Below are 15,722 nucleotides of genomic sequence, written 5' to 3'. Positions count from 1 at the left end.
TCGTCTCCGGGAGGGGCACCGGAGCCGATGAGGGCACGGTGCGGACCGCTGAGCGCATGCGCCTGGCCGGCCTGCCCGCTCCGCCACGCGGCGGACAGCGGCACCGAGGGCCCGCCGCCGGGTCAGTTCCGGGTCGGGCCGAGGAAGCGCTCCCGCTCCACCAGGGCCCGGTGGACGGTGCCCCGGCCGACCACCTGGCCGTCCCCGTCGACCGCTTCGAATTCGAATCGCAGGCGCTTGCCGTTGGCCTCGGCCAACGTCGCCCGCACGGTGACCTTTCCGCCGACGGGTGTCGCCCGCACGTGGTCCAGCTCCACCCGGGTGCCGACCGTCGTCCAGCCGGGGGCCAGGTGCCTGGCCAGCAGCGCGACCGTTGCGGCCTCGGCGAGTGCGAGCAGCCTGGGCGTGGCGAGCACGGGCACGTCCCCGCTGCCCACCACGCTCGCGGTGTCCGATTCCTCGACGACCCGCTCCACGGTTGTCTGGGTGCCCGGCGCCACGTCCATGCCACCGAGGCTAGGGGCGCCCCGTGCGCGGCGCCAAAATCGCTCTTGCCCAGGTTTTCCACCGTTTAGGTTGCGGGCATGGGTATCGAGATCCATGTCGTGGACGCCTTCACCGACCGCGCCTTCGCGGGCAACCCCGCGGGCGTGGTGCTCCTGCGGGAACCGGCCACCGGGGCGTGGATGCGGTCGGTCGCCGCCGAGATGAAGCACGCCGAGACCGCGTTCGTGGAGCTGGACCGCGAGGTCGACGGTGCGCTGCCGCTGCGCTGGTTCACCCCGACCACCGAGGTCGACCTGTGCGGCCACGCCACCCTCGCCACCGCGCACATCCTCGGTGGCACGCGCCGCTTCCACACCCGCAGTGGCGTGCTGACCTGTGCGGTCGGTGCGGACGGCTGGCTGTCGATGGACTTCCCGGCCGACCCGCCCGCACCCGTCGAGCCACCGTCGGACCTGACCGGCGGGCTGCCCGGCGTGCGCATCCAGGCGGTGACCCGCGGCGTCTCAGACTTCCTGGTGGAGGTCGCCTCGGCGGCGGAGCTGCGGGCACTGCGCCCGGACCTGGCGGTGTTGGAGCGGCTGCCCGTTCGCGGGGTCATCGTGACCGCACCCGGCGACCGGGCGGACATCGACTTCGTCAGCCGGTGCTTCTACCCCGCGGCGGGCGTGCCCGAGGACGACGTGACCGGGTCCGCGCACTGCACGCTCGCCTGCCGGTGGTCCGACCGGCTCGGCCGGGCCGAACTCGTCGGCGAGCAGGCGTCACCCCGAGGAGGGATTGTGCGTGTCGCGCGACGCGGGGACCGGGTCGTTCTCGCCGGCCGTGCCGTGACGGTGCTGAGCGGGACACTGCACGTCTGACACTTGGGAAGACGGCGCCGGAAGTGTCAGCTTCACCACACGACGGCTGATGACGCCAAACAGTAACGAGACCTGCGCCTTCGCAGGACCGGATGCCAAGCGGTTACACTGCGTAGTGGACACAAGGTTTACCCGATATTGCTCTCGACCACTCCAAAGGGGTATCCAGAACCCGATCACTGGCAATTGCCACCAGGGAGTTGCCTGATGGGTTCCGCGACCGGGTGACGGCACGTGACCGGTAGGGGTGGGTTGGCCTAGTGCCAGCCACCTATCCGATCGGGTGAGCAATGTGTGCGGTCCGTGGTTGTTAGCCGGAGCGCTCTGGTCAAGCGGGCGGGCGTCCGTCACGATCGGGCGACGGTGCGGTCCCGTTACTGCCCACGCGGTGTCGGGGACGAAGGTGATGAGGAGGGCCATGTCCGATCACCACCGCCCGCATGACCCGGACTCGTCCCGCCTGTCCGACCGGGCGCAGATGGATCCGCGCCGGCGGCTGCTCTACCGAGCGTTCTCGCGCGCCGTCCTGGTGGTGGGCGTTGTCGCCGCCGCCGCGGTCGCCTGGTGGCTGCCGCTGGAGCTCGAGACCCGCCTGCTGTGGATCGGGCCGCTGCTGGTACTCGGCTTCCTGCTCGCCGAGCACCTCACCATCGACGTGGACATCCGGCAGGTCGGCTGGGCCATCTCCTTCACCGAGATCCCGCTCGTGCTCGGCCTGCTCAGCGCGCCGTTCGAGGTCGTACTGGCCGCGCACCTGCTCGCCGGCGTGGGCAGCCAGCTCGTCCGCCGGCTGACCAGCAACCTGGTCTACAACGTCGGCGTCATGTGCCTGGAGATCGCGGCGCCGTTCGCGATCTACTCCCTGCTCAAGCAGGCCCTGGAGGGTGCGGCCCCGCCCTGGGTGGCCGCGCTGCTCGGTGCCCTGGCCGCACCGCTGGTGAGCACCGCCCTCGGCCTGACCGCGCTGAACATCCTGCGCGGCGAGCCCCGGCTGCCGGCCGCCTTCCGGCTCGCCCTGCACACCCTGGTCGTCGGCCTGCTCAACATCTCGGTCGGTGTCGTCGTCTACGAGGTCGCCCACCGCGCGGACTGGGGCTGGGTGCTGAACATCCTGGTCGTCGCGGCACTGGCCGCCCTCTACCGCGCCTACTACGGGCTGCTGCGCGAACAGCGGGACCTGGAGACCCTCAGCGACGTCAGCCTCAGCGTGGCCCGCTCTGGGCAGCAGGTCGTGGCGCGCCCCGGCAAGCTGCTGGAGAGCTCGCTCACCGAGCTGGACTCCGACGAGTGGCAGAAGATCGCCCAGCGGTTGCGCGAGCAGCTCTCGGCCAAGCGCGTCGTGCTGCACCTGCGCCTGGACCAGGCCGGCCCGACCCGCACCGTGGTCGCCGGCCGGCCACTCCCGGCGGGCGCGGAGCACCCGTCCCCGGACGACCCGCTGGTCGAGCTCCCCGGCGGCCACGTCCGCTACTTCCGCAGCCTGGACGCCGACGACGACGTCCGGCAGGCACTGCGGCACCGCGGTGCGCACGAGTCGCTGGTGGTCCCGCTCCGGGGCGCGCACCAACTGCTCGGCACCGTCGAGGCGCACGACCGGCTCAGCCGCTGGCGCGGCTTCGGTCGCTCCGACGTCCAACTCCTCGGCACCCTGGCCAGCCACCTGGCCACAGCGCTGGACAACCGGCGACTGCTCGCCAGGCTCCGGCACGACGCCTACCACGACCCGCTCACGAACCTGCTGAACCGGCCGGGCTTCCGCGAGGCCGTGCTGGAACGACTGCGCCGGCACTCCGGTTCCGTGCTGCTGCGCCTCGACCTGGACGTGCTGTCGGCGGTCAGTGACGCGCTGGGGCACACCTGGAGCGACCGCATCGTGGTGGCCGCCGGGCGACGGCTCAAGGAGGCACTCGGCGACGACGTGCCCTTGGCACGGCTGGAAGGTGGCGCCTTCGCCGCGCTGCTGGTCGATCGCACCGAGGCGGAGGGGCACAAGCTGGCCGAGCAACTGCACGAGGTGTTGGCGGCGCCGTACCCGGTGGACAAGCTCAACGTCGAGGCCGGTGCGGTTGTGGGGTATGTGGCCGTGCCACCGGACGGCGGCGAGGGCGGCGTGGAGGTCGACAGCCTGCTGCAGCGCGCCGACGTGGCGCTGCGCGCGGCACGCACCAGCGGGGACGCCGTCCGCGCCTACCTGCCGAGCATGGGGCAGATCTTCCTGCGCCGGTTCCAGCTCGTCACCCAGTTCCGGCAGGCACTGGACAGCGGGCAGGTCACCGTGCACTACCAGCCGAAGGTGGCGCTGCCAGGTCGTGAGGTGCTCGGGGTGGAAGCGCTGGTGCGCTGGGTGCACCCGGAGTTCGGCCGGCTGGACCCCGACGAGTTCGTGCCGGCCGTGGAAGCCACCGGACTGGTCGACGCGCTGACCTCGTTCGTGATGGACAGCGCCCTGGCCAAGGTGCGCGGGTGGCTCGATCGGGGACTGCGGCTGTCCGCCGCGGTCAACCTGTCCGTGCGCAACCTCGCCGACGAGACGTTCCCGGACCGGGTGGCCGAAGCACTGCGCCGGCACGACGTGCCACCGCGCCTGCTGTCGTTCGAACTGACCGAGTCCGGGGTCATGGCAGAGCCGGAGCGGGCGCTGCCGGTCCTGCGGCGGCTGCACGCGCTGGGCGTGGTGCTGGCGGTGGACGACTTCGGCACCGGGTACTCGTCGCTGGCCTACCTCCGCCAGCTCCCGGTGGACGAGGTGAAGATCGACAAGAGCTTCGTCCTGGGCATGGGCACCGACCTGGGCGACATGGCGGTCGTCCGGTCGATCGTGGAGCTGGGGCACTCGCTCGGGCTGATCGTGGTCGCCGAGGGTGTCGAGGAGGACGCCGCGCGCGACCAGCTCATCGAGATGGGCTGCGACGTCGCCCAGGGCTACCTGATCTCGCGGCCGCTGTCGGAGGACCGGTTCGAGGCGTGGCTGCGGGCCCGTACCGTGCGGGCACGGGGGCGCCGGGACGAGACCGTGCTCACCCTGGTCCGCTGAGGCGCCCCCGGTTTTGGATCGTGGGCCGGGGTTGTGTAGAGTTCTCCTCGCTCCGCGAGGGCACGCCCCAATAGCTCAGTCGGCAGAGCGTCTCCATGGTAAGGAGAAGGTCTACGGTTCGATTCCGTATTGGGGCTCAAGGGAAAGGCCGCGGTGCTCGCGAAGCGGGCCCGCGGCTTGTTCCTGTGGGACGTCTTATGATGTCCCGGTGTGGCGGTGTAGCTCAGGTGGTAGAGCAAGCGGCTCATAATCGCTGTGTCGCCGGTTCGAGTCCGGCCACCGCTACGCGAGGGGGCGAGGTGTGTCTGGCGGCGTCAGACCGGCTCGCTTCGCGTTTTTGTGGGGGCGAAGCCCCCACACCCACCCGGGGGGCTTGCTCCCCGGACCCCCACCGGGGTTCCGTAGGGCTTCGAGCTCGCTGTGGGTAGGTCTTCCGGAGTCCCACTCGGGGTTGCGGAGGACTCGGGCGTTGCGGATGAGTCCTTCGGACCCCCGAGCAGCAGGGTGACGTAGGGGAGGAGCCCGCTCGGGTGGTCCCCGGTCGGCCCTGGCCGGGTTGCGGAGGTCTTCCGTCGTGTGCGGGGAAGTCCTCCGGCGCCGGGCGGGGTACCAGGCGCAGGCCCGGTACCTCGTGGGGGCGCCAGGGGTGGGCGGTGTCCGTGCGGACGGCTGCTCACTCGAGTTTCGCTCCGCGCGAGGTCGCGCGGAGCGGTGGGGCAGGTCCCCGAACCCCCATTACTGGGGGTGTGAGCGGGTGAACCGGGCTCGCGTGGCGGGCAGGTTCACCACGTGATGCACACTGGGACCAACCGGTCCCAGACCCCAGCCGGGGACTTCGACCCCGGGCCCCCGCTTGCGGGGGTGCGAGCACGAGCGAGAGAGAGGCACCCCGTGGCCGCCACCGACGTCCGCCCGAAGATCACGCTGGCGTGCGAGGAGTGCAAGCACCGGAACTACATCACCAAGAAGAACCGGCGCAACGACCCCGACCGCCTGGCGATGAAGAAGTACTGCCCGAACTGCAACGCGCACCGGGTGCACAAGGAGACGCGCTGACCGCTCGGTCGGCGTAGTCCCGCCACAGCCTTTTCACCGGGCCGCCCCGCCTCGCCGCGGGGCGGCCCGGTCGTGTTCGTCTACGGGCCGCGGTCCGCGAAGTTCTCGCGCGCTGGCCAGGCGGGCGCGCTGCGCGGCGGCTCTTCCTCGCGGTCGGGCGGGATGGCCGGGGGCGATCCCGCCGAAGGCCGGTCGCGACAGTGGACTGGCCAGCCCCTTCCTCCCTTTCCTCCCGGGACGGGGGTGGGGTTCCGCACAGCCGGGGTGGTGGCCGCCGCCGGTCCACGGGGTGGCGGCGGGCCTCGGCTAGCCTGCCGACGTGGCCCTTGACCAGTCGTTCGTCGGGCGGTCCTACCCATCCACCGAGGTGTGGGAGGTCGGCCGGGAGAAGATCCGAGAGTTCGCCGACGCGATCGGGGACGACAACCCCCTCTACCGCGATCCGGAGGCCGCGCGCGCCGCCGGCTATCCGGACGTCATCGCGCCCCCGACCTTCGCCGTCGTCCTCTCGCTCAAGGCGCACCACCTCGTCATCAACGACCCGGAGCTCGGCCTGGACTACAGCCGCGTCGTGCACGGTGACCAGCGGTTCATCCACCACCGGCCGATGCGGGCCGGCGACCGCCTGGTCGCCGCCGCGCACGTGGACGACATCAGGTCCCGGGTCGGCAACGACTTCCTGTCGATGCGCGCCGAGATCACCACCGAGGACGGCGAGCCGGTGTGCACCTCGCGCGCGACCCTGGTCGCTCGCGGCACCGCCGACCGCCCCGCGTCCAGCGAGGAGGCCACCGCATGACCCGCCGCGGCTTCGCCGACGTCGTCGAGGGCGAGGAGCTGCCGCTGCACAGCTTCACCGTGACCCGCGTCGACCTGGTCCGGTACGCGGGCGCGTCCGGCGACTTCAACCCGATCCACTGGAACGAGCGGTTCGCCCGCGAGGTGGGCCTGCCCGACGTGATCGCGCACGGAATGCTGACCATGGCCCTGGCCGGGCGCGCGGTCACCGCGTGGGCGGGCGACCCGGGCGCCGTCGTGGACTACGGCGTGCGCTTCACCCGGCCGGTCGTGGTGCCCGACGACGACAAGGGCGCCACGGTCGAGGTCACCGGCAAGGTCACGAAGAAGAACGATGATGGCACGGTCAAGATCAATATGACCGTCAAGTACGCCGGGCAGGGCGTGCTGGGCGGCGCCTCGGCCCTCGTCAGGCTCGCCTGAGCCCGTGGCGGCGCGACGGCCACTGCCCGAGCACCGTCGCGCCGCCACGGCGGGGCCAGTAGGTCGCGAGCGTTGCGGCAATGCGGTCCGCACGAACGCCCGGAGGGCAGCGCGCAGGCTGGCGCGTGGCTCGCGTCCGTCGGGCAGGAGCTGCGCTACGGATCTCAAGTGCAGTCGGCAACTCCCGGGGGGCAGCGGGAAATCTGCCTGACTGGCGTCGGACCCGGCCTACGTGCCGAACGCAAGTGCAGCCCGCAGGAACGGCGGCTCTGCTCACGCCCGCGTGGCTCTCGTTCGAGCCCGGGGTACTCCACACATTCGAGCCGGGGCACTCGCCACCCCGGCGGGCGTCCGCCAGGGCTCAGCGCGCTTCGGCGAGGAAGTCGGCGATCCGGGTCACGCCGGTGACCAGGTCGTCGTCGCCCAGTGCGTAGGAGAGCCGGAAGTAGCCGGGCGTACCGAACGCCTCGCCGGGCACCACGGCGACCTCGACGTGCTCCAGCAACAGCCCCGCCAACTCGGTGCTGCTGCTCGGCCGCACCCCACGAATCTCCTTACCCAGCAACTCCTTCACCGACGGGTAGGCGTAGAACGCCCCCTGCGGAACCGGGCACGTCACGCCCTCGATCCCCTGCAGCAGCTCCACCATCCGGCGCCGCCGCCGGTCGAAAGCCGTCCGCATCTCCGCCACCGCGTCCAGTGGCCCACTCACCGCCGCCAGCGCCGCCCGCTGCGCCACGTTGCACACGTTCGAGCACAGGTGCGACTGCAGGTTGGTCGCCGCCTTGACCACGTCCGGCGGCCCGATCAGCCAGCCCACCCGCCAGCCGGTCATCGCGTAGGTCTTGGCCACGCCGTTGAGCACCACGCACGTGTCGGCCAGCTCCGGCACCACCGTCGGCATCGACACGTGCTCGGCGCCGTCGTAGGTGAGGTGCTCGTAGATCTCGTCCGTGATCACCCAGATGCCGTGCTCGTGCGCCCAGCGGCCGATCGCCGCCACCTGCTCCGGCGGGTAGATCGCGCCCGTCGGGTTCGACGGCGAGCAGAACAACAACGCCTTCGTTCGCGAGCTGCGCGCCGCCTCCAGCTGCTCGACGCTCGCCAGGTAGCCGGTGGACTCGTCGGTGGGCACGATCACCGACCGGCCCCCGGCCAGCGCGATCGCCTCCGGGTAGGTCGTCCAGTACGGAGCCGGCAGCAGCACCTCGTCGCCCGGGTCGATCAGGGTCTCGAACGCGGTGTAGACGGCCTGCTTGCCGCCGTTGGTGACCAACACCTGGCTCGGCTCCACCGAGTAACCGGAGTCCCGCCGCGTCTTCGCCGCGATCGCCTCCCGCAGCTCCGGCAGGCCGGCCGCCGGGGTGTAGCGGTGGTTGCGGGGATCGGCGCAGGCCGCGGCGGCCGCCTCGACGATCGGGCTCGGCGTCGGGAAGTCCGGCTCACCGGCACCGAAGCCGATCACCGGCCGCCCCGCCGCCCGCAGCGCCTTGGCCTTCGCGTCCACCGCCAGGGTGGCCGACTCACCGATCCCCCCGACCCGCGCCGACACCCGTCGGGTTCCGCTCACCTGCGATGCGCCCATGGCCCGCATGATCGCAGGGATCACGCGACGGCGCGACGAACCAACCGGATCACGCCCCCGCGCACGGCTGGCGCAAGGTCGCTGACATGGGCGGTTGGAGGTCGCCGACCGGTGTGTCGTAGACTCGCCATCTTGGAACGCTCGACCATCGACCCCACGAGGCCCGTGGGGCGGGTGGAAGACGGCCACGCGCGTGATCTCGAGTACCCTCTCCGGGTGCGCGGGTCGATCGCGCGAAGGGGTGTAGCTCAACTGGCAGAGCAGCGGTCTCCAAAACCGCAGGTTGCAGGTTCAAGTCCTGTCACCCCTGCGTCGTAGCAGACGGCGAGCGGAGGAGCAGGCGTGAGCGAGGACCGCGAGCAGGGCCGGGCCGAGGAGCGCGACGCTTCCCGTCCGGTGACCTCCGCGGCGCGGCGGGAGCGCCGTGCCTCCGCCCGCCCGGCCGCCCGCAGGGCTCGGGGCGGCCGCGCCGCCGGCCCGGGTGCTGGCGGCACTGCCGAGGTGACGGGTGCCAGTGGTGCCAAGGGCCGGCCGACGCCGGTGCGCAACCGCCGGGAGTCCAAGGGCTCTCCGCTGCGTCGGCTCGGGCGGTTCCTCCGTGAGGTCGTCGCCGAGCTGCGCAAGGTCATCTGGCCCACGCGCAAGCAGCTGGTGACCTACACGGCGGTGGTGCTGGTGTTCGTCGCCTTCATGACGGCGCTGGTGGCGGGGCTGGACTTCGGCTTCGGCCAGGCCATGTTCTGGCTGTTCGGCTGAGCCGGCCGGGCGAGCCGGGGCGGGCAGGCGCAACGGCCGGGACAGGTGCGACACGAGAGGAAGCGAGACCGACTGTGACCTCCCACGACGGCAGCCAGGAGCTGACCGGTCAGCTCGACGACTCCGCGCGCGCGGCCGCTGAGCCGGGCGACGCCGAGCGCGTCGAGGACGCGGTCGCCGAGGCCGGCGCCGAGGACGCAGGCGCGGTCTCGGACAGCGCCGAGGAGCCGGCCGAGCAGGCCGCGGACACCCCCGCCTCCGACGAGGAGGAGGCCGAGGAGGACCCGGTCGCCGAGCTGCGCGCCGCACTGCGCCGCGCGCCGGGCGACTGGTACGTGGTGCACTCCTACGCCGGCTACGAGAACAAGGTCAAGGCCAACCTCGAGACCCGGATCCACTCCCTGGACATGGAGGACTACATCTTCCAGGTCGAGGTACCGACCGAAGAGGTCACCGAGATCAAGAACGGCCAGCGCAAGCAGGTGCAGCGCAAGGTGCTGCCCGGCTACATCCTGGTCCGGATGGAGCTCAACGACGCCTCCTGGAGCGCGGTCCGCAACACCCCGGGCGTGACCGGCTTCGTCGGCGCCACCTCCAAGCCTTCCCCGCTGTCCATCGACGAGGTGCTGAAGTTCCTCGCGCCGCAGGTGGAGAAGGAGCAGGAGAAGGCGGCCCCGGGCAAGAAGGCGCCGGCCGCGGCGGCCAAGCCGGCGATCGAGGTCGACTTCGAGGTGGGCGAGTCGGTGACCGTCATGGACGGCCCGTTCGCCACGCTGCCGGCGACGATCAGCGAGGTCAACGCCGACGCGCAGAAGCTCAAGGTCCTGGTGTCGATCTTCGGCCGGGAGACCCCGGTCGAGCTGTCGTTCAACCAGGTCTCCAAGATCTGACCGGCACCCCCGCCGGGCGGCGGGGCGACCGGATCGGCCGTGCCACCGCGAGGCAGGGCAGTGGCACGGGACACCTCACCTGGCGAGGTGCGCGTCGCGATGCGGTGACCAGCCGCGGAGCAGGCCCGGAACCGAGCCATCGAGCACAGAGGAAGCACTGAGATGCCGCCCAAGAAGAAGAAGCTGGCAGCGATCATCAAGCTGCAGATCAGCGCGGGCCAGGCGAACCCGGCCCCGCCGGTCGGCCCGGCGCTGGGTCAGCACGGCGTCAACATCATGGAGTTCTGCAAGGCATACAACGCCGCGACCGAGTCGCAGCGCGGCAACGTGGTGCCGGTCGAGATCTCCGTGTACGAGGACCGGTCGTTCGACTTCAAGCTCAAGACCCCGCCGGCCGCGAAGCTGCTGCTCAAGGCCGCCGGTGTGGACAAGGGCAGCGGCGAGCCGCACCGCAACAAGGTCGCCAGGGTGACCATGGACCAGGTGCGCGACATCGCCCAGCAGAAGATGGCCGACCTCAACGCCAACGACATCGACGCCGCCGCGAAGATCATCGCCGGCACCGCCCGTTCCATGGGCATCACCGTCGAGGGCTGACCAGACCGACCCCGCAGGTGGGAGGGCCAGGCGCTGGCCCGCACCACGACTGATCCGTAAGAGGGAACAGCACAATGAAGCGCAGCAAGGCATATCGCAAGGCCGCCGAGCTGGTCGACCGCGCCAAGCTGTACTCGCCGCTGGAGGCGGCGAAGCTGGCGAAGGAGACCAGTGCGGTGAAGATGGACGCCACCGTGGAGGTGGCGATCCGGCTGGGGGTCGACCCCCGCAAGGCCGACCAGATGGTCCGCGGCACCGTGAACCTGCCGCACGGCACTGGTAAGACCGCACGCGTCATCGTGTTCGCCACCGGCGACAAGGCCGCCGAGGCCGAGGCCGCCGGCGCGGACGCCGTTGGTACCGACGAGCTCATCGAGCGCATCCAGGGCGGCTGGCTCGAGTTCGACGCGGCGATCGCCACCCCGGACCAGATGGCCAAGGTCGGCCGGATCGCCCGGATCCTGGGCCCGCGTGGCCTGATGCCCAACCCCAAGACCGGCACCGTCACGGCCGACGTGTCCAAGGCGGTCAAGGACATCAAGGGCGGCAAGATCAACTTCCGGGTGGACAAGCAGGCCAACCTGCACCTGGTGATCGGCAAGGCCTCCTTCGACACCGACAAGCTGGTGGAGAACTACGCCGCTGCCCTGGACGAGATCCTGCGGGCCAAGCCATCCGCGGCCAAGGGCAAGTACCTGAAGAAGGTCACCTTCACCACCACCATGGGCCCGGGCATCCCGGTGGACCCGAACCGGACCCGCAACCTCCTCGCCGAGGAGGCGTCGGCCTGATCCAGGAGTGAAGCAGCCGTGAGGGGCGCGTTTCCCAGCAGGGGACGCGCCCCTCACGTGTCGCCAGTTCTCGAGGACACGGCCACGCCCGTGCGGGCGAGGTCCTGGCCGGTCCTCCGACCGGATGGTCGCCGAACGGCGGACCCCGACCTGGCCGGTCGGTCGATGCGCACGGCGGTCGTCCCGCGCATACGATCGCGGAGTGCCGGCATCACCGCAGGTGGACGACGTCGACGTGGTACGGGGACTCAGCGCTGAGCAGGTCCGGCGTCGCGTCGCCGCGGGGCAGACCAACGACGTGCCCGCCCGGGCCAGCCGCAGCGCCACGGACATCGTCCGGGCCAACGTCCTCACCCGGTTCAACGCCATCATCGGCGTGCTGTTCGTGATGATCATGGTCGTGGGCCCGGCCAAGCAGGGCCTGTTCGGCCTGATCATCGTGATCAACACGGTGATCGGCATCTTCCAGGAACTGCGCGCCAAGCAGACGCTGGACAAGCTGGCGATCATCGGCGAGGCCCGACCCCACGTGCTGCGCGACGGCGAGGTGGTCGAGCTGCCGCCCAACCAGGTCGTGCTGGACGACATGATTGCGCTCGGACCGGGCGACAAGATCGTGGTGGACGGCGCGGTGACCGCTGCCGAGGGCTTGGAGGTCGACGAGTCGCTGCTCACCGGCGAGGCGGACCCGGTCCTGAAGCAGCCCGGTGACCAGGTGCTCTCCGGCAGCTTCGTGGTGGCCGGCAGCGGCCGTTACCGCGCCACCAAGGTCGGCCGCGAGGCGTATGCCGCCAAGCTCGCCGAGGAGGCGAGCCGCTTCACGCTGGTGCACTCCGAGCTGCGGTCGGGCATCAACGACATCCTGCGGATCATCACCTGGTTGCTGGTGCCGGGCGGGGCGTTGATCATCTGGAGTCAGCTGCTCAGCACCCCCGACCTGCCGGGCGCGATCCGCGGGATGGTGGCCGCGCTCGTGCCGATGGTTCCCGAGGGCCTGGTGCTGCTCACCAGCGTCGCGTTCGCGGTGGGTGTGATCCGGCTCGGCTTCCGCAAGTGCCTGGTGCAGGAGCTGCCCGCGATCGAGGGCCTGGCCCGGGTCGACGTGGTGTGCGCCGACAAGACCGGCACCCTCACCGACGCCGGCATGCACCTGGCCGAGGTCCGACAGCTCGACAGCTCCGCGCCGGTGCCGGATGTGTTGGGCGCGCTCGCCGCTACCGACCCGCGGCCGAACGCCAGCCTGCAGGCTATTGCCGAGGCGCATCCGTCGGTGGACGGTTGGCGGGCCACGGCGGTGGCGCCGTTCTCCTCCGCACGGAAGTGGAGTGGTGCCAGCTTCGGGGAACACGGTCACTGGGTGCTCGGTGCGCCCGAGGTCCTGCTGCCGCCGGACAGCCCGGTGCTGGCCGACGCGGAGCAGATCAACGTCCGGGGACTGCGGGTGTTGTTGCTCGGCCGGGCGGCGATGTCGGTCGACGACGCGGGCGCGCCGGGTGCGGTGGAGCCAGCCGCGCTCGTGGTGCTGGAGCAGAAGATCCGGCCGGACGCCGCACCGACCCTGCGGTACTTCGCCGAGCAGGACGTCGAGGTGAAGGTGATCTCCGGCGACAACGCGCGCTCGGTGGGCGCGGTCGCGACCACTCTGGAACTGCCCAGGGCCGACCGCCCGGTGGATGCGCGCGAGCTGCCTGCGGAACGGGACCAGCTCGCCGAGCGGTTGGCCGCGGGCACCGTGTTCGGACGGGTCACGCCCGCGCAGAAGCGCGACATGGTGGGTGCGCTGCAGTCCCGCGGTCATGTTGTCGCGATGACCGGCGACGGTGTGAACGACGTCCTCGCGTTGAAGGACGCAGACATCGGCGTCGCGATGGGGACCGGTAGCCCGGCGACGCGTGCGGTCGCGCAGATTGTCTTGCTGGACAACAAGTTCGCGACGTTGCCGTACGTCGTGGCCGAGGGTCGCCGGGTGATCGGCAACATCGAGCGGGTCGCGAACCTGTTCCTGACCAAGACGGTCTACTCGGTGTTGCTGGCGATCCTCATCGGTGTGGTGCACGTGCCGTTCCCGTTCACGACGTTGCACCTGACGCTCGTCGGCAGCCTCACCATCGGCACGCCTGCGTTCTTCCTCGCGCTGGCGCCCAACGTGGAGCGCGCCCGGAGCGGGTTCGTGCAACGTGTCCTGCGGATGGCGGTTCCCGCCGGGATCGTGGCGGGGTTGACCACGTTCATCACGTACTGGATCGCGCGGGGCGATGCCAGCGCCACGCCGCGTGAGCACCAGACCGCGGCGGTGGTTGCCCTGTTCCTGGTGGCGTTCTGGGTGCTGGCGATCGTCGCCCGCCCGTACGTGTGGTGGAAGCTGGTGCTTCTCGGGACGATGTTCAGCGGTTTCCTGCTGGCGTTGTTGCTTCCCCTGGGACAGCGATTCTTCGAACTCGACCCCAGCCACCCGCACGTCATGCTGACCGCATTGGTGAGTGCGGCGGTGGCGATCGCGCTGCTGGAGGTCGGTTGGTGGCTCGACGGCTGGTTCCGGCAGGAGAAGCGCCGGCTGATTGGTCGGTGAAGCGCGGGAGCCAGCCTGCCGCCGCGCGGCACCTCGACGGCGTTGTGGCTGGCGAGAGCCCCTCGCGGGGCGGGACGGTGACTGCACGAAGCACGCAGGATGCGTGACGCCGACGGGATCTCGAGTGCGCTACGAGTGCTCCCACGGCGTCGCTTGCGGGCATGTGCTGTCGCGGCGGTGGCATGGGACGGCCCGGGTTGGTGGTCATCGGCCAGGGCGGCATGGGGTCCGGGCGTCGGGCAGGCGGTGAGTGCGGTGCGGTGGGGCCGGAAGCCCGGGTGCCGCTGGGAGCCAGGTACTCGCCGCGGAGCGAGCAAGAGACCCCGAATGAGGGCGCTGGTAGTCCACGGCCTCAGCCGGTCGAACAGTTGGCCGGCTCGGTGCGGTGGTCCGTGATGATCCAGCTCCCGTTGTCCTGGCGCTCGAGCGTGAAGGCACCGAGAAGTCGCCCGCCGCTGACCTTCATCGCGCACGAGCTGATTTCGGCCCGCCCACCGCTCACGGTGGCCGAGCCCGCCGGGAAGCCGGGGTTGGCGTAGCCGGACTTGTCCCTCACCTCGCCGGAGAGGCGGCGCATGGCCTCGCCGCAGTCACCGCCACCCATCGCCTCGGCGAACCCGCTGGCAGCCTCCGGCTGGAACAGGGCGCATGCCTGCCCGCCCCGGTTGGCCGCGACATAGCCGTAGAGCGCGCGCACCGAGTCCTTGGGCGACTGGGGGAGCACCACGGTGTTCTCCGGGCCGCCCTGCCCGGATCCCGGGTCGCGGTCGCTGGTGAAGTACCAGGCGGCGACCACGACGAGCAGGAACCCGCCGCCGAACAACAACAGCGTCCGCTTGACCTTCCACTTCGCCACGAATACCTCCCCGGATGCCCGCCAGAGATCGTGCCAGGTGGGGGTGCGGGCCCACACCCCGCTTCCACCCGATGCGCCCCGAGCCCACCGCTGATCCCCGGGGGCTCGGCAGCCGGCGGGACCGGGGGGCGGTTTGCCGGCGAAACCGCGGGTCACGTACAGTGGTCGCCGGTTCCACCAAAGACCGCTGGTCTCCTGTCGCGTGCCGGGCACGTCGACGGGACGAAGAACCCGGGAAGCCGGGCGGCCTGCGCAGGAGGGACGAGGCAAGACTGACCACGCCCACTATCGGGCGTGCGTCCGTGTTCTTACGCCCCGTGCCGCATCCTGCGCCGGGGCGTTTGTCGTTTCCTCGGGGTTCTGCAGGGCCCGTACGGGCCCGAGTGCCGGCCAGCCCGCGCACTATCCACAGAGAGGAGGCGACCATGGCAAGGCCCGACAAGGTCGAGGCCGTCGCCGAGATCCGGGACCGGTTCCGGAACGCCTCGGCGGCCCTCGTCACCGAGTACCGCGGCCTCACCATGGCCCAGCTCACCGAGCTGCGTCGTGCCCTGGACAAGGGGGGCGCTGCGTACCGCGTTGCAAAGAACACGCTGGTCAAGCGCGCTGCCGCCGATGCCGGTGTGACCGGGCTGGACGCCCTGCTGAGCGGCCCGACCGCGATCGCCTTCGTGCAGGGCGAGCCGGTCGATGCGGCCAAGGCCCTGCGCGACTTCGCGAAGAACAACAAGGCCCTTGTCATCAAGGGCGGCTACATGGACGGCAAGCCGCTCTCGGTCGACGAGGTCAACCGGATCGCGGACCTGGAGTCCCGCGAGGTGCTGCTCGCCAAGCTGGCGGGCGCGATGAAGGGCAACCTGACCAAGGCCGCCGGGCTGTTCGCCGCCCCGGCCTCGCAGGTCGCCCGCCTGGCCGCCGCCCTGCAGGAGAAGAAGCAGGGCGAGGGCGAAGCCGCCTGAGCCGGGTAGTCACCCCCACCAAATTCATCACCACCCGGTGC

General features: G+C 71.1%; 14 protein-coding genes and 3 tRNA genes. 14 read left to right on the top strand and 3 right to left on the bottom strand.

The genetic code is table 11. The features are described from left to right. Positions 1–122: 122 nt before the first annotated feature. Positions 123–506 carry a thioesterase family protein gene (locus IEY55_RS11695; protein WP_189056955.1) on the bottom strand — a complete coding sequence of 128 codons (384 nt, stop codon included), beginning with the start codon at positions 504–506 and terminating at the stop codon, positions 123–125. Positions 507–590: 84 nt separating this feature from the next. On the opposite strand from IEY55_RS11695, the gene IEY55_RS11690 reads away from it, so the two are divergent. The 7 genes from IEY55_RS11690 (at position 591) to IEY55_RS11660 (ending at position 6,678) form a co-directional block, all read left to right on the top strand. Then, positions 591–1,367: a PhzF family phenazine biosynthesis protein gene (locus IEY55_RS11690; RefSeq protein ID WP_189057131.1), complete on the top strand. Its 777-nt coding sequence runs from the start codon at positions 591–593 to the stop codon at positions 1,365–1,367. Positions 1,368–1,785: 418 nt separating this feature from the next. Then, on the top strand, positions 1,786–4,401 hold the full coding sequence (locus tag IEY55_RS11685; RefSeq protein WP_189056953.1) for a putative bifunctional diguanylate cyclase/phosphodiesterase: 2,616 nt from the start codon (positions 1,786–1,788) through the stop codon (positions 4,399–4,401). Positions 4,402–4,465: 64 nt separating this feature from the next. Next, positions 4,466–4,538: transfer RNA gene (locus tag IEY55_RS11680), tRNA-Thr, on the top strand. Between the two features lie 75 nt (positions 4,539–4,613). After that, a tRNA-Met gene (locus IEY55_RS11675) sits at positions 4,614–4,686 on the top strand. Between the two features lie 606 nt (positions 4,687–5,292). Then, positions 5,293–5,457, top strand: a complete 165-nt coding sequence (gene rpmG, locus IEY55_RS11670; protein ID WP_189056951.1) for a 50S ribosomal protein L33 — start codon at positions 5,293–5,295, stop codon at positions 5,455–5,457. Between the two features lie 319 nt (positions 5,458–5,776). Continuing rightward, entirely contained in the window at positions 5,777–6,256 is a 480-nt protein-coding gene (locus IEY55_RS11665) for a MaoC family dehydratase N-terminal domain-containing protein (protein WP_189056949.1), read from the top strand. After that, positions 6,253–6,678 (top strand): MaoC family dehydratase, encoded by a 426-nt coding sequence (locus IEY55_RS11660; RefSeq protein WP_189056947.1) that lies wholly within the window; start codon positions 6,253–6,255, stop codon positions 6,676–6,678. Before IEY55_RS11665 ends, IEY55_RS11660 begins: the two co-directional genes overlap by 4 nt. 361 nt (positions 6,679–7,039) lie before the next feature. Here IEY55_RS11660 and IEY55_RS11655 read toward each other — a convergent pair whose 3' ends face one another. Continuing rightward, positions 7,040–8,263: a pyridoxal phosphate-dependent aminotransferase gene (locus IEY55_RS11655; RefSeq protein WP_229686275.1), complete on the bottom strand. Its 1,224-nt coding sequence runs from the start codon at positions 8,261–8,263 to the stop codon at positions 7,040–7,042. A gap of 237 nt (positions 8,264–8,500) precedes the next feature. Here IEY55_RS11655 and IEY55_RS11650 point away from each other — a divergent pair. From IEY55_RS11650 to IEY55_RS11625, 6 genes are all read left to right on the top strand, one after another. Next, positions 8,501–8,573 (top strand) — tRNA-Trp (locus IEY55_RS11650). Between the two features lie 32 nt (positions 8,574–8,605). After that, positions 8,606–9,019 carry a preprotein translocase subunit SecE gene (gene secE / locus IEY55_RS11645; RefSeq protein ID WP_189056945.1) on the top strand — a complete coding sequence of 138 codons (414 nt, stop codon included), beginning with the start codon at positions 8,606–8,608 and terminating at the stop codon, positions 9,017–9,019. A gap of 74 nt (positions 9,020–9,093) precedes the next feature. Continuing rightward, complete coding sequence (gene nusG, locus IEY55_RS11640) at positions 9,094–9,909, top strand: transcription termination/antitermination protein NusG (protein ID WP_189056943.1); 816 nt, start codon at positions 9,094–9,096, stop codon at positions 9,907–9,909. 162 nt (positions 9,910–10,071) lie between these two features. After that, positions 10,072–10,506, top strand: coding sequence for a 50S ribosomal protein L11 (rplK, locus tag IEY55_RS11635; RefSeq protein WP_189056941.1), 435 nt, complete (start codon positions 10,072–10,074; stop codon positions 10,504–10,506). A 74-nt stretch (positions 10,507–10,580) separates the two neighbouring features. Continuing rightward, positions 10,581–11,297 (top strand): 50S ribosomal protein L1, encoded by a 717-nt coding sequence (gene rplA, locus IEY55_RS11630; protein ID WP_189056939.1) that lies wholly within the window; start codon positions 10,581–10,583, stop codon positions 11,295–11,297. Between the two features lie 202 nt (positions 11,298–11,499). Further along, positions 11,500–13,866, top strand: coding sequence for an HAD-IC family P-type ATPase (locus tag IEY55_RS11625; protein ID WP_229686274.1), 2,367 nt, complete (start codon positions 11,500–11,502; stop codon positions 13,864–13,866). Positions 13,867–14,218: 352 nt separating this feature from the next. Here IEY55_RS11625 and IEY55_RS11620 read toward each other — a convergent pair whose 3' ends face one another. After that, complete coding sequence (locus IEY55_RS11620) at positions 14,219–14,722, bottom strand: hypothetical protein (protein WP_189056935.1); 504 nt, start codon at positions 14,720–14,722, stop codon at positions 14,219–14,221. A 425-nt stretch (positions 14,723–15,147) separates the two neighbouring features. Between IEY55_RS11620 and rplJ the strand changes: the two genes are divergently transcribed. Next, positions 15,148–15,681, top strand: a complete 534-nt coding sequence (gene rplJ, locus IEY55_RS11615) for a 50S ribosomal protein L10 (protein ID WP_189056933.1) — start codon at positions 15,148–15,150, stop codon at positions 15,679–15,681. Positions 15,682–15,722 lie beyond the last annotated feature (41 nt).

This window comes from Longimycelium tulufanense (genome assembly GCF_014645795.1).
GTDB lineage: Bacteria > Actinomycetota > Actinomycetes > Mycobacteriales > Pseudonocardiaceae > Longimycelium > Longimycelium tulufanense.
The sequence above is the reverse complement of the archived record's forward strand: the minus strand, read 5'-3'. Positions and strand labels throughout refer to the sequence as shown.